The 13,488-nt window shown below is 62.3% G+C and carries 11 protein-coding genes; all 11 read left to right on the top strand.

Annotated features, from left to right (window positions below; translation table 11 throughout):
• Positions 1-1,778 precede the first annotated feature (1,778 nt).
• From NQV17_RS27725 to NQV17_RS27775, 11 genes are read left to right on the top strand one after another with little or no spacing between them, the layout of a single operon-like run.
• The gene (locus NQV17_RS27725) at positions 1,779-2,495 is read left to right on the top strand and encodes a type IV secretion system protein (protein ID WP_257774714.1); all 717 of its coding nucleotides are present in this window, start codon (positions 1,779-1,781) and stop codon (positions 2,493-2,495) included.
• On the top strand, positions 2,492-3,367 hold the full coding sequence (locus NQV17_RS27730) for a TrbG/VirB9 family P-type conjugative transfer protein (RefSeq protein ID WP_257774715.1): 876 nt from the start codon (positions 2,492-2,494) through the stop codon (positions 3,365-3,367). Before NQV17_RS27725 ends, NQV17_RS27730 begins: the two co-directional genes overlap by 4 nt.
• A gap of 7 nt (positions 3,368-3,374) precedes the next feature.
• A complete protein-coding gene (locus tag NQV17_RS27735; protein WP_257774716.1) occupies positions 3,375-4,652 on the top strand; it encodes a TrbI/VirB10 family protein in 1,278 nt (425 codons plus the stop codon).
• The gene (locus tag NQV17_RS27740) at positions 4,649-5,455 is read left to right on the top strand and encodes a transglycosylase SLT domain-containing protein (RefSeq protein ID WP_257774717.1); all 807 of its coding nucleotides are present in this window, start codon (positions 4,649-4,651) and stop codon (positions 5,453-5,455) included. Before NQV17_RS27735 ends, NQV17_RS27740 begins: the two co-directional genes overlap by 4 nt.
• The gene (locus NQV17_RS27745) at positions 5,452-6,717 is read left to right on the top strand and encodes a TrbG/VirB9 family P-type conjugative transfer protein (protein ID WP_257774786.1); all 1,266 of its coding nucleotides are present in this window, start codon (positions 5,452-5,454) and stop codon (positions 6,715-6,717) included. Before NQV17_RS27740 ends, NQV17_RS27745 begins: the two co-directional genes overlap by 4 nt.
• A gap of 29 nt (positions 6,718-6,746) precedes the next feature.
• Complete coding sequence (locus NQV17_RS27750; RefSeq protein ID WP_257774787.1) at positions 6,747-7,139, top strand: lytic transglycosylase domain-containing protein; 393 nt, start codon at positions 6,747-6,749, stop codon at positions 7,137-7,139.
• A 2-nt stretch (positions 7,140-7,141) separates the two neighbouring features.
• Positions 7,142-7,684, top strand: a complete 543-nt coding sequence (locus NQV17_RS27755) for a toxin co-regulated pilus biosynthesis Q family protein (protein WP_257774718.1) — start codon at positions 7,142-7,144, stop codon at positions 7,682-7,684.
• 5 nt (positions 7,685-7,689) lie between these two features.
• Positions 7,690-9,294, top strand: coding sequence for a type II secretory pathway protein (locus NQV17_RS27760; protein WP_257774719.1), 1,605 nt, complete (start codon positions 7,690-7,692; stop codon positions 9,292-9,294).
• 5 nt (positions 9,295-9,299) lie between these two features.
• Entirely contained in the window at positions 9,300-10,622 is a 1,323-nt protein-coding gene (locus NQV17_RS27765) for a hypothetical protein (protein WP_257774720.1), read from the top strand.
• Positions 10,609-11,193 (top strand): hypothetical protein, encoded by a 585-nt coding sequence (locus NQV17_RS27770; RefSeq protein ID WP_257774721.1) that lies wholly within the window; start codon positions 10,609-10,611, stop codon positions 11,191-11,193. The genes NQV17_RS27765 and NQV17_RS27770 overlap by 14 nt, the downstream gene beginning before the upstream one ends.
• Positions 11,190-13,481, top strand: a complete 2,292-nt coding sequence (locus NQV17_RS27775) for an ATPase, T2SS/T4P/T4SS family (protein ID WP_257774722.1) — start codon at positions 11,190-11,192, stop codon at positions 13,479-13,481. Before NQV17_RS27770 ends, NQV17_RS27775 begins: the two co-directional genes overlap by 4 nt.
• The last annotated feature ends 7 nt before the right edge of the window (positions 13,482-13,488 follow it).

Raw genomic sequence — 13,488 nt, forward strand, 5'->3', positions numbered from 1 at the left:
CTTCTATACAACAAAACCCACCCCCATACCGACCTCCAGCGCACGCCGGACCACTGAAAAGTGACATTTCCCGACCTCAATGCGCCTGCAGGACCTCCAGTCCGCATCCGATTGCCCGTAAAGACGGGTTTGCCAGCGCAAAAGGTGACGCTTTCCGACCTCACTAGCCGAGAGGTACTAAGTACTCACTCACCTTTGACCGAATAGGTGCCCGTGCCAGTGACGGGTCGAACTGCCGGGTCGGAAAACGTCACCGTTACTGCAAACTATGAGGACCAGTCCACTGACCCTGGGTGGTTCATCGTCGGAGAAACCATCGCTGCAGGTCGGAAGAAGTCATAGAAAGGACCCGGCCTTGGGTCGGAAAACGTCACTGTTGGCGCGAAATGCCAGCGTGCGAAAGAGAAGAGCTTCGGCCTCAGGTCGAAATATGTCACTTCTCAAAACACCAAACGGGTCGGAATTTGTCACCACCAGTCCTGCGTGCAGGTCGGATGACGTCACCTTTTGGGACGGCGTGCCGGGTCGGAAAACGTCACTTTTGAGGCCTAGAGTCAGAAGGTCGGAATATGTCACTATTCGCGGTAAGCCAGCAGGTCGGAATCCGTCACCTTTAGGGACTGTAGCCACGGGTCGGAAAATGTCACCTCTCGATAGGCCTTAGGTCGGAAACAGTCACTATTGCGCTGCGGCGACTTATTTCGTTCTGGCAGTTTGCCGAAAGCACTAGGTCGGATAATGTCACCGATCGTCTGGCAACTCCTTCGAGGTCGGAATCTGTCACCTGATCGGCAAATACCGTCAGCGGCTGCGCGGAAGGACCGAGAGAAGGAGAGCGTTCAGCAGATCTTGCAGTAGGGGAAGATGGGGAACCACGAGGTTGATATGAGGCGCATCGATTCTGAGATGCCTGCCGTTTGCACCTAGCGACAATCGAAGTTCGACACTGTCCCCGGCGTGGACGACGCCCGTAGACAGTATCGATATCACTTTCGATGGAGCAATGTTGGCCGGCACCGTTAGAGCTCTTCGCGTGACAAGGTCCTTACCAACTTCCCGAATCAACTTCGTAGCGATTTCTGCTGCCCGGTATGAGACTTGACATGGTCCGCCGAAACAGGCGATCACTTCGGGCGGAAGCAACGAGGCATGGATAGACCGTGTGACAATGGCCTTCGACACGTTGAAGTCCGCGGCCATCGTTGCTTGACTCGGCCAAAGCTGCCGATCCAACTGCTCCCGATAGAACGTGCCCAGCGCAACGGGTGGAGAGCCAGCCCCGCGGAGATCCTCATGTCGCGCGATCGCGGCTAAGCGATCTCGCGGGATGCCTGTTTTCTCAGCGGCCGAACTATTACACGAATTGGAACAGGTCATAGGAGTCGACGATCGTTGATCGTCAATTGTTGTTGTTTCTGAAAAATGCCCTTCAACCGGTTGAGGGGTGCATCAGGATTCCTCGAACGCGGACTGGGTCGAGAATCGTGCGAAAACAATGATTTGCGAATGACTGCCGTCTCGTCACCACCAGAGTGCTGCGTGCAACGCGTGCAACGATGGCGCACTAATTCTATCGATGTAGTCGTAAACGCAAGACCCAAAAGCTCACGATTTTCGTGGGGCTTTTTGCCGTACGCCCCTCAACCGGTTGCGCGCAGTCGCACCGATGGCCAGCGATTCTCGGCGTCTCGAAAAGGCCCCTGAAATCACGGTCCTTTTCCCAAGTGCCGTTGTCGCCTCGCCTGTTCCAATTGATCCGTCCCAATTGGAACTCCGTGATGCGACTCCCCAGACTTTTTCCCCGTAGCAAGAAGCAGGTCGCCCTGTCGCCGGCGCCCGGCCACTACTCGAACGAGGATCCCGAAAAGATCATCTTCGACCAGGGGACGCGTCTGCGGATCGAAGCCAATCACTGGAAGACCTTCTGCTTCGTCCTCGCGATCATCGCAGGTGGAGCGGTGTACACGCGGCAACCGCCGCCGTCGGTTGTGCGGGCCTATGGTGTCTCGTCAGATGCCGGCGGTAATCCGCTGGTCAAGCAACTGGCCGCGTACAACCCGGATGACCAGGCGAAACGTACGGCGATCAAACAGGATGTCGAGCACTGGTTCACGATCGAGCCGGTCCTCACCGACGACATTCGAACTTCACGCCTCGCCAAGAACATCAACGCCGTCAAAGCCAAGATGGTCGGCAACGCGAAGAACCAGTTCGCGTCGTGGATCAGCGAGGACAAGCCGTTCGACCAGATCACGACCAATCCGAAGCTGGTCCGCGAGCCGAAGGTCACCAACGTCTCGCTGCTGGAGGATTCAACCGTCGTCGTCGAATTTACGACCTCGACCCGGCAATCGCCCACCGACAAGCCCATCGATGTCCGCTTCGCGCTGACGATGCGCTACCAGATCATTCCTCCGACCGCAGAGGACGTACTCGGCACGAATCCGTACGGTCTCTATTACCCGTTCTTCACTCTCCAAAAAACCGGCGCATGAAACGACCCCGTTCCCTCCTGACTTGGGGCGCGCTCGCGTTGATCGTGGCGTCGGCCAATGCGTTCGCCGCAAAGACTGCCGCGAGTCCTGTCTCGCCGATCCCGGGGTTTGATGTCGGCAGCATCATCGGCGACGCGATGAGCCCGGTGAACCCGTACAACTCTGGCGCCGATCCCATCACGATGCCCGGCGACGCACGCATGGCGGTGTTCCCGTATAGCCGCGACCAAATCTACCGCGTGATGACGGCACCGCTGAAACTCACGACGATTGAACTGGAGCGCGGCGAGAGCCTGATCAGCGAGCCGGCAATGGGTGACTCGGTGCAATGGGTCATCGACACGGACGGTGCAAACCACGTGTACGTCAAGCCGACGAGGCCCGGCCTCGTCAACACGCTGCACCTGAGCACGAACAAGCGCGAGTACGAGCTGACGCTCGTCTCGTCGCCGCTTGGCGGGTTGTTCTACCAGAACGTGCGCTTCAACTACCCGAATTCGCTGATGGCGAAGGTGCGAACGCGCGGAAACGCTCCCGACGACGACCGCGATGCGGACCATGCTGGTCAATCCGATTCCGGGCCGATTGGCGTTCCGCCCGACAAGCTGAACTTTGAATACACCGTGTCCGGCACGAGCTCGCTCAAACCGGAGACGGTTTTCGACGATGGTACGTTCATCTGGATCAGGATGCCGCCGCGCACGCCGTTCGCCGTGCCGACCATCAAGGACGGCGGCGACATCGTCAGCCCGAACTTTATCCGCCGCGGCCCGTACATCGTCATCCAGCGATTGGCAGATGAAGTGAAGCTCACGCGACCGGGCGAGGAAGTCACGATCACGCGCGGCCGCCGCGGTTTGTTCGGGTTCTGAGGTCGGCATGGCAAAACAGATCGACCCGAGCAGCCCGGAAGAGAAAGCCTTGTTCAAGGGCAAGGTGCCGCGCAACGTCATGATTGCCATCGGCGCGATTGCCGCCGTTGCAATCGGCTCGCTGGGCTTCTACACGCAGACGCTCGAAGCCAACAAGGCAGAGGCAGAAGCGCTGAAGGCAAAGCGTGAACGAGCGGCCGAAGCGGTCGACAAAAGCAACGCCGACAAAGCTGACGTCGACAAGATCATCGAGCAACAACAGGCCGAAGCCCGTCGGCGCGCTGCGGAAGCAGCAGCGGCCGCAAGCGCCGCTGCTGCCACGAATTCGAAGAAGCCGACCTTGTCGGCGGACGCGGTCCTGCCGAGCGTAAGCACCGGCGAGCTCAAAGCGGCGAATGACCAGGACACGATCTATGTCTCGCCGATCTTCCGCCCGGGTGTCAAGGTGAAGGACGCCCAGCCGCAGCAGCCGCAACTGCCGAACGGCATCATCTCGCCGCAACAGATGCTGCTCCAGCAGGCGGCCGCTCAAGACGCAGCAACGAAAGAAGCGATGGCGCAGGCTGCTGCACTTGCTTTGCGCGGCGGCCAGGCTGCCGGACCGGTGACGACTCTACAGCGCGACAACGCGTTCATGCGCGACGTCGCGCAGCTGAGCGAGGGCGACAAAGACTTTGCGCGAACCGGCTTTGTTGGCCAGTCGCACGGCTGCACGCTGTCGCCGCCGGCGAAGATCCCGGTTCTCTCGAACGAGGCGCTCAACTCGGATCGTCCCGGCACCGCATCGCTGATCGTCGAAAGCGACGTGTACGCAAACAATGGCGATGGGCGTTGCCTGGTGATTCCGTGGGGCACCACGATCGTTGCGCCCTACAGCTCGGACATTCAGCCGGGGCAGGAGTCCATTCTCGTCGCCGGCGCGGAGATGCGTCTGCCGAACGGCAAACACGTCCCGCTGTACGGCGCGCAAGGTGCTAACGGTGATGGCACGGCCGGCTTCAGTGGTGACGTGAACAACCACTTCCTGAAGATCTACTCGACCTCGTTCTTGACGGCGATTCTGGTTCGCACGTTCAGCAATAGCGATCAGAGCACGACGACGGGCCCGCTTGGTGTCACTCAAGTAGGCGGCACGGCTGGTCAGATCGCGGCGCAAACGGCGCAGTCGGTGCTCGACCGCTACAAAAACATCCCACCGACCATCACCTCGAAGCCGGGTGAACGGCACTTCATGATGAAGATCAATCGCGACATGGTGCTCGAGCCGTACCGGGGGGCGCGATGATCAAGCGCATGGTTCTCTTTGCGGCGATCGCGTTGGCGAGCACCTATGCTCAGTCGGCCGTGATCGCGCGGGTGATCAGCCCGGTGAGCATCGTGATTCAAGACGGCGCGACGCGCCAGGTCGCGATGCTGCCGGGCAAGCCGGTCTATTACTGCGGCCTCGACGCTTTCATCGAGTGGGCGTCGCCGCTGATTGGCCAGACCGTGCGCAGCTCACGTGAAGCCGGTATCACGGTCTCGATCGACGGGCGTGACGTCGCCCTCGACGACCTGTTCATCGACCGGGGCTGGCTGCAGCCACTCGTGCTGGATGACGGCGCCCAAGCTGCGCTCGCCGAGCGGCGAGGTGGATGGGCGTGCTCCCGGGCTGTCGTGCCGTTCGAGCTGCTGCACACCAACGTCGATCCGAAGATCCTCGCCGGTATCGCGCTGAACGAATCGAACTACCGTGGCCGCGCGTGGCCGTGGACGTTGAACGTCGCGGGTCAGGGCTTCTTCTTCGAGTCACGCGAGGAAGCCTACAAGGCGGTCGAGGCGCTGCTCGCTCGCGGGCGAACGGATTTCGATGTCGGCCTCATGCAGGTGAACTGGCGGTATCACGGCAAGCGCTTCGCGTCGGCGTGGGACGCCCTCGCACCCGCGTCCAACGTTGCGGTAGCCGAAGCGATCCTCACCGAGAACTTTGCGCGAACCGACTCGGTCGCGAAGGCGATCGCCTACTACCACAGCGCGAATCCCAATCCCGGTCGTTCGTACCTCACGCGGTTCGTTCGGCACCTTTCCCTGATCGAGGCAGGCCTGTGAAGCACACGACCAAGATTCTCGCGTGCGCCGCGTCGGCAATCGTGTGCGCGGCCGCATCGGCGGCGAACACGGACCCGTTCGATTTCGACTACGACATCCTCGGCAGCATCTCCGAGCGGCCAGCGCTGATCTTCAACGATGGCGCGAAGACCTATATCCAGCCTCGCGCGGGACAAGTCATTGTCGCCGAAGGCGGCCATACCGAAGGTCCGTATGTCGTCGTCGAAGGCACACCGGCGTCGATCACGTACAAAGTCGGTGCCCATTCGGCCACGGCCCGATGGAAGAAGGCGAACACCTTCATCGGCGGCACCGGCGCACTCGCTGCAATGAAGGACGATCAACCGGCTGGATTCGATGGCTTCACGAACCGACTGGTGCTGATCGGCACGCGCTCCGCGCTCGCGCCGGTTCGCGCGCTTCATGCATCGATGCCGGTCGGCAACGTCGTCAAATCGCTCGTTCCGCAAGGGTGGACGGGGTCGGCGCAGAAGGACGTCGACCTGACGACTTCGGAGTTGTTCGCCACGCGTGATGGCGAAAACTGGATGCAGGCGCTCGATCGCTTGATGACGCAAACCGGGCTGTATGCGGACGTCGATTTCGGCGGGCGGCATGTGCGGTTGCATCGCGATCCGCCGAAGTCCGCCGCACTGAACTATGCGTCGTCCGGCCGCGATGCCGACGAGGCCGGTTTGAACAGCGTCGTCGCGCGTGTCACCGCGGAGCCTGCACAGGTGTCCCGGCTGGCCGAGCGCTTTGGCGCGCAGGCGATCCGTGATGGCGACGACACGCATATGCAGATCCGCTTTACGGCGAAACCGGCAAAGACTGTCACGTTCACGACGCCGGATGGGAAGGCGTTGCGCACCAGCTGGGATGAGATCAAGAGTGTGATGACGATCGACCGCGCGGAACGTTTCACCGTGGCCGACGCGACAAGCCGCGTCGAGGTGACGCGCGACGCGAAGACGGTCTACGACTTCGATCAGCCGAACCCGGCAAAGCTCGAAGCCGTGTTCGATCGCGAGGGCCGCACGTACTTCAAGTTCGCGGAATCGGTCGTGCGGGTCGGCGTGACGGATGTGCGGAACCTGGGCATCGGCGAGCAGAAGGGGCGCTACTTCATGTTCGAGGGCACGTCCGATCAGTTCACCGTGACGGCCGACGGCAACACGATCCACGTCAAGCGCCGCAAGCAAGTCATCTATCGCGAAACGCCGGACGCAACGCTGCAGGCGAGCGGAGGGCCAACGTCGTGAAGCACATCGTCTCGATCGCCGCCGCCGTGATGGTGGTCGCCGCGTTGCCGGCGCGCGCAGATTGCCTGGATGACGCGGCCGCATTTCATCGCGTCAATCCACGGCTGCTGCGCGTCATCGCGCAACACGAGTCGGGCATGCGCGCCAATGCAGTGAATCGGAACACGAACGGAAGCGAAGACATCGGGCTCATGCAGATCAACACGTCGTGGCTGCCGACGCTGTCCCGCTATGGCATCCGTCGCGAACACCTCTTCAACGGCTGCGTGAGCGCGTATGTCGGTGCGTGGATCCTCGCGTCGAACGTGCGCCGTTTCGGGCCGAACTGGAAGGCGGTCGGCGCCTATAACGCGGTGACGCCGTCCAAGCAGCTCGTCTACGCCAGCGCGATCTATCGCCGCTTTATGCAACAGGGTCGGTAACCATGCAGAAGACACATTCGAATCAGGCACGAGCACGCGCGATCGTAGCTGTAGCACTGGTCGCGCTCAGCGCCGCGGCGACTGCGGCACCTCAAGCAACGACGAGCTCGATTGATGCGGACGGCTGGCAGGTGCTGGCATCGGCGCCGAAAGCACCATCGGCGGCCGCCGAAAGCCCGAAGCCGGCGCAGGCGATGCCGGCGAGCACGAGTGCGCCAGCGTCGTCGACCGACGTTGCTGCAGTCGAGTTGCCGGGTGCCAGTGCACCCGCCGCGAGCGGCACGCTCACGTTCTCCGTGACGCCGGCTGACGTCAATCTTCGCGACGCGCTTGACCGCTGGCTGCAGCAGCACGGCTGGCAACTGGCATGGAAGATCGACGACGACTTGCCCCTTGAATTCAACGCGTCATTCACGGGCGACTTCACCTCCGTACTACAGCAGGTGATGAAGGCGACGAATCATATGCGTACGCCGACGCGTGCTTGCCGCCATTCGAACAACGTCATCCGCGTGATCGCACGCGCAGGCAACTGCCAGGACTGAGAACCATGCGCGTTCACCTTTTGAAATCCACGATCGCGATCGCAGCCGCCCTGATGACCGCCGGCTGCGCGGTGACGCAGCAGGACGTCAACGACAGCTACGACGCCGCACATCGCACGATCTCAGATGCGCTCGGGAAAGGTCCGACGCCGATGGCGCTCGTCGAGGACGTGCCGACCGCTTTCCTCGGTGACCGGCTGGTGCCGCTCGCCTATGAGGCGACGCTGCCTGCGGTGTTCCGCGACAAGACGGTCACCCTACCGGCGAACCTCGGTATCAAGCAAATCGCCACGCTAATTTCCACCGCGACCGGCTATCCCGTGCACCTGAGCCCGGATGTGTTCGTGCCGCGCGATTCGCTGGTGCCGGGGCAAACCGAGTCGAAAGGCCAGAACAGCGCCGCGCGATCCGAGGAGCCGATCTACCGGCAGGCGTTTACCGGTCGAGCCGGGATGTACATGAAGAACATGACGACCGATCTCGGCCTCGATTGGTCCTTCGACGGCAGCACGATCAACGTGAATCGGTTCGTCACGCGCATGTACCAGATCGCGGCGATTCCGGGCAAGGTGTCGATCAAATCGACGATGAGCAAGGGCATGGACACGTCGACCGGCAATCAGTCGGGCAGCGGCGGTGGTGGCAGCTCGGGCGGCAATACGGGATCGTTCTCGGCGCAGACGTCGACCGGCCGCGAAGGCGACTTCGATCAGATCGCGGCGATTACGGCGGAAATCGACAAGTTGAAGTCGCCCATGGGTCGCGTGAGCGTGAACCCGCAGAGCCGACTCGTGATGGTGTACGACACGAAGGAAACCGCGGACAACATCGGCAAGCTGCTCAAGCACGAGAACGCGATCTCGACGCGTCAGGTGGCCATCACGGTCCGCACGATCCAGATTGCGCTGAACAGGGGCAGCCAGGCGGGCATGAACGCGGACGTTGTGTTCAACGCGATGCACGCCGGCCTCGCGCGATATGCAATCAGCTTCACGTCGCCGACGTCGCTTGCCACGGGTGGCGGCTCAGTCGGGGTGTCGGTGTTGCGTCCCGATGCGCCGTTCTCCGGCACCAATGCGGTCGTCAATGCGCTGAACCAGTACGGGCGCACTGTCCAGGACAACACGATGACCAAAATGACGCTCAACGGCCTGCCGGTGTCGGTGGCGTCGTTCAAGAGCGACGACTACCTGCGCTCGACCACGCCGTCGTCCGGCTCACTGACGGCGACGTCCGGCGGTGTGCCGGGCCTGACGCCGGGCACGATCACGACGGGCGATTTCGTGAACGTCCTGCCTGCGGTCAACGATCACAACCAGATCGTCCTCGCGTACTGGGCGGATAGCTCGAAACTCAACGGCCCGTTCACGAGCGCGGGCGCCGGGTCTGGTCAGACCCAGCAGCAGATCCAGCTGGCACACACGATCGGCACGAAGGACGACCAGACGATCGCACTGTCGGACGGGCAGACCATCGTGCTCTATGGCGCGATCACCGATCAGGCCGACAGTACGACGAACACTGGCATCGCCGGCATCACGGGTAGCTGGAACAAGGCGAAGACGTTCCAGATCATCATGCTGAAGGCGACGGTCGTTCCGTCGATGTGATGACGATGATGCACATCACGGAACCCCTGCCGACCGACAAGCGCGCACGCCTTGTATTCGGCATCGACTGGCGGGCCTACCCGGTGAAGGGCGGCAAGGCCGAGCGTCGACGCTATGCCGATGCGTTCGGTGCAACGCACTATGTCGAATTCAAGGTCGGCACCGAGCAAATTGGCGGCTTCGCGATGCCGGACATGTCGGAGTTGAAGGGCGCTCATTTGTACTCGGGTGCTGCGCGCGTCGCGCTGCACGATCGCATCAAGAACCGAGCCGCGGCGTTGGTCCTGCTGCAGGATGACCAGCGCGTCTACACGGTGTTTGTGGTGCGTGGTGCGGTGCGCAGCGATGAGGTACTGACACCAGAGGCCGCGCAGTCGCGCCGTCTCGAGATCGAGCAGGAATGCCTGAAGGGCAACCTGTCGCTTGTGTCGCTCGGCATCGGCGACAGGATCGGCGACGTTGATGAACCGTTTCAGGCAAGCGAGCTGCTCGCAAACCGGAAGGTCGGTCGCATCTCGAAGCTGCCCGTGTCGGTCCCGACCATACTCCCGGTCGCGGCGATCGTAGCGGGTGCATTCCTTGGTGTCCCGAAGCTGATGGACGTGCTTTCGCCTCCACCGCCACCACCTCGCGCACCCACGTTCGCTGAACAGTACGCTGCGGCCGTGCAGGAGACGTTCGCTAAGCCTCAACCACGTGCGTCGGCGCTTGCGCCGGCGTTACTGGCGGCCGTGGGCGGATCGGAGACCGTCATCAAGGGATGGCTGTTTCAGGAAGCGAACTGCCAGACGGCGGGGTATTGCACGGTCACGTTCCGCCGTCATGGCGGCACCTTCTCCGGCTTCGATCAGGCCGCAACCGCAGGCATGCGTCCGGTGGCATTTGCGCGTGATGGCCTGACGCTCACTTCGCGCGGAGCAGCGGTGCCTGCTGTCGCCTCGTTGACACAAAGCGAATCCACTAAATGGCCCTCCGCACAAGCATTCATCGACCAGTTGCAGACGCCACCGCAACGGATGTCGGCGCAGCCGTATGAGCTGCGTTCGTACGGATACACCGTTTCGCTTGGCGAGGCTCGACCGCTGATTGCGATGTCCGGCGCCGGCGCCCATATCGGCCGTCTGATCAAACAGGGCGACTGGACGATCGAAGGCTTCCGCTGGCAGTCGCCGCTCCTGGAAAAGCTGCCCGCCAACATGGCGCTTGAGTCGTTGAAGGTGGAGTTGCGTCTCAAAGAAGGCGTCGGGCCGACGACCAGCAGCGATACCGGCGATTCGCCCTACGGCGTCCACTTCACCGCGAAGGGAAAATACTATGTCTTTGATTAAGCACGTCCTCATCGCGGCGGCGGCAGCCGGTTTCGCCGTGTCCGCACATGCCGACCCCGTCGGCGCCAAGCTCTCGATCGACGACATCGACCAACTGGCGCGAGCCAACGTTGTTCGTAGTCTGGGTGGGACCGCGCCGGGTGCCGGGATGTTACCGCCGGGTGCGATGTCTCAACCGCAACCGGGCATCGCCGCTCGCGGCGTTGCCGCTAACGAATCACCGAAACCCGTCGAAAAACCGATGCGGCCGACTCGAGCCCATGCTGAGCCGGTTTCGTTTCTCGGCGCATTCAACGATGAAGCGGGCCCACATGTCCTGTACTCGTATCGCGATGCGATCTATCCCGCACGCGTCGGTGCGACGCTGCTCAACGGTTGGAGCGTCAAGGCTGTTGACGGCTACGCAGTCACCGTGGCGGAAGGCAAGCGGACGTGGAAAGAGCCGATTCGTGGCGAAGCGCCAGTCCAGATGTCGCCGGCGACGGCCGCAGTTCGCTCGCTGGTGGACTTGAGCTCGCCATTGCCCCCAGGCGCACCGTTGCCGGGTATCCCCCTTGGAGGCACCCGATGAGCTTCTTCTCGGAAATGGAAACGCCGGAGCCGACCAAGCGCGGTTTCTTCGGCCGCCTCAAGGCGCTGAAGCCGGGTTTCGTGGACAGCTCGGCGGCGGCGATGCCCATCGTCGGACGGGAGCCGACCGACGATGGTGAGTCGGCACCCGTGCAGGATCCGCGTGAGCCGCGTTTCAAGACCGCGAGCAAGCCTGTCACTCCTCGACAGGCAAATCATAGCCAGCCGATGACGATGGGCATGATGTTGCGCCGGGCACAACAGGAAATCGAAGACGTCGAGGTTCTGGGTGAGAACGTTGGTACGTCGCCCTCGGAAGGGGCGGCGGCCGCGATACAGAGTGGTGCAATGGCTCGGGAAGCGGCGGCACAGGCTTCGGAAGCGAATGGCGACTTTGCAGCCTCGTCGTCCAATGTCCAAACCGGTCAAGAACCGGCTCCCGACGAAGCGATTGAACCAGGTGCTGAAACTGCCAAGGGCGCGTCCGCCGCGCCGGAGGAATCGACGCGCATTCCGGTCGAGGAGGTATCCGCTGACGAAGCCACCCTGCAGCAGGGCAGCGGCTACGACGAACCGCCGACCGTTCGGCGCATCGGAATGGATCTCGCCGAGGGGCCGGAAATGGCGATCGAGACGGGGCGCCCACGGCTTGTGTCTGCCGAATCCCTGACGTTCAAACGCGTGTTGTGCCAACGCGACCCGAATGCCGCGCTCGCCGTGAGCGATGCGGCTCGGCGCGAGTTCATCGCAGTTGAGCTGCAGGCCGGTATCTCGATCGTGGTCGCGACGCAGCGATTCCACGACGGCCAGCTCTATGCGACCTATCTGAAGGACCTCGCGCGCGCAGATATTTCGATTCACGAAGAAATGGTTGCGGAAGAGGACGTGATTGCGGCCCTCTATAGCAAGGAGAAGCAGCGCGCGTCTGCGTTCGTGCCGGAGGCGTCCCGCGCGATTGGGGTTTTCCGAGATGTGATTGAGGCTGCCAAGGCATACGGTGCCGGCGATGTGCATTGGGAATACCGAGACTTCGCCGAGGACGTTGAGCTCCGGCTGCGTGTCGACGGCGACCTGTACTCATATCGGCAGATGCCGAAGGCACTTGTGCGCCGTTCGTTGTCGGCCGCCTATCAGGACCTCGTCCAGCGAAATACCAACTCGGGCGAGACGTTCCAGCCGACTGCGCCGCAGTCCGCGATGATCCCGCTCGTCGCACACATGGATATCGTCAATATCCGCTGGCAGAGCGCGCCGCTCGTCGGTGGATTCGACGTCGCGCTGCGGTTGCTTGACGGCAACTTCAAGCATGTGAACGTCTTGCTGCCGCACGAGATGGGGCTTGAGCCAAGCCAGCTGGCGATCATCGAAAGCCTGGGCAAAGTCACGGGCGGTGCCACTTTCCTGACCGGGGAGACTGGCTCGGCGAAGACCACGCTTCTGCGCGCGATGTCCTACCTCGTCCCCAATCGCGATCGCATCAAGCAGTTCGCTGTCAATGAGCCGTCCGAAGTGCCCGCTCCGTGGCTGTCCGACATTTCGATTCAGCGCCGACCGGGCGAGACCGAAGAGGACGCGAATCGGAAGATTGTCGAAGTGATCCGCACGCTGATGCGCATGGACCCCGACGACCTGACGATCGGGGAGGTACGGGATGCCGTGCTCGCAGGCCTCGTTGCGGAACTGGCGCTGACCGGACACCCGGTTCGCGCGACGCTTCACGGCAACAGCATTCTCGGTGCGGTGATGCGGCTGGTCGGCGGCCGCCTGAAGCTGCCGATGGACGAAGTGGCGTCGGGCAGTTTCCTGAACGCTGTCGGCAACCAGAAGCTGATTCCGAAGCTTTGCCCGCATTGCAAGCGCTCGGCACGTGACGTCTTGACGCCGCAGCAGATTGCAACTCTCGAGCAGAAGTTCGGACTCGACCCGTCGACCATGGCATGTCGAGATGAGGACGGGTGCGAGCATTGCCGACGCCCGGGATTGTTCACGCGGTCCGGCAAAGTAGCCGCCGGCGTCAAGGGACAGACGCTCGCGATGGAACTGTATCGCCCGACTCCAGAGTTCCTCGAGCGCGTCGCAGAGCGCGACTGGCGAGGTGCGGAGCAGGTCTGGCGCACGGGCCGGAAGACGGATTTCTCGGACGCTGACATGACGGGCAAGACGGTCTATGAGCACGCGCTGTACAAGGCGTCGCAAGGTCTGATCGATCCTCGCTTCATCGATGAGTCGATGTGTGCGTTCGACGCTTACCGCGTCTTTCCCGATTCGGATGGGGTAATTCCATCGTGATCAAAGC

The organism is Burkholderia sp. SCN-KJ, from assembly GCF_024656005.1.
Lineage (GTDB): Bacteria > Pseudomonadota > Gammaproteobacteria > Burkholderiales > Burkholderiaceae > Burkholderia.

What these genes read in the sequence shown, in the direction of transcription:
- NQV17_RS27725 (WP_257774714.1), top strand. Translation starts at nt 1,779, where the DNA reads ATGCGACTCCCCAGACTTTTTCCCCGTAGCAAGAAGCAGGTCGCCCTG.
- NQV17_RS27730 (WP_257774715.1), top strand. Translation starts at nt 2,492, where the DNA reads ATGAAACGACCCCGTTCCCTCCTGACTTGGGGCGCGCTCGCGTTGATC.
- NQV17_RS27735 (WP_257774716.1), top strand. Translation starts at nt 3,375, where the DNA reads ATGGCAAAACAGATCGACCCGAGCAGCCCGGAAGAGAAAGCCTTGTTC.
- NQV17_RS27740 (WP_257774717.1), top strand. Translation starts at nt 4,649, where the DNA reads ATGATCAAGCGCATGGTTCTCTTTGCGGCGATCGCGTTGGCGAGCACC.
- NQV17_RS27750 (WP_257774787.1), top strand. Translation starts at nt 6,747, where the DNA reads ATGGTGGTCGCCGCGTTGCCGGCGCGCGCAGATTGCCTGGATGACGCG.
- NQV17_RS27755 (WP_257774718.1), top strand. Translation starts at nt 7,142, where the DNA reads ATGCAGAAGACACATTCGAATCAGGCACGAGCACGCGCGATCGTAGCT.
- NQV17_RS27760 (WP_257774719.1), top strand. Translation starts at nt 7,690, where the DNA reads ATGCGCGTTCACCTTTTGAAATCCACGATCGCGATCGCAGCCGCCCTG.
- NQV17_RS27765 (WP_257774720.1), top strand. Translation starts at nt 9,300, where the DNA reads ATGATGCACATCACGGAACCCCTGCCGACCGACAAGCGCGCACGCCTT.
- NQV17_RS27770 (WP_257774721.1), top strand. Translation starts at nt 10,609, where the DNA reads ATGTCTTTGATTAAGCACGTCCTCATCGCGGCGGCGGCAGCCGGTTTC.
- NQV17_RS27775 (WP_257774722.1), top strand. Translation starts at nt 11,190, where the DNA reads ATGAGCTTCTTCTCGGAAATGGAAACGCCGGAGCCGACCAAGCGCGGT.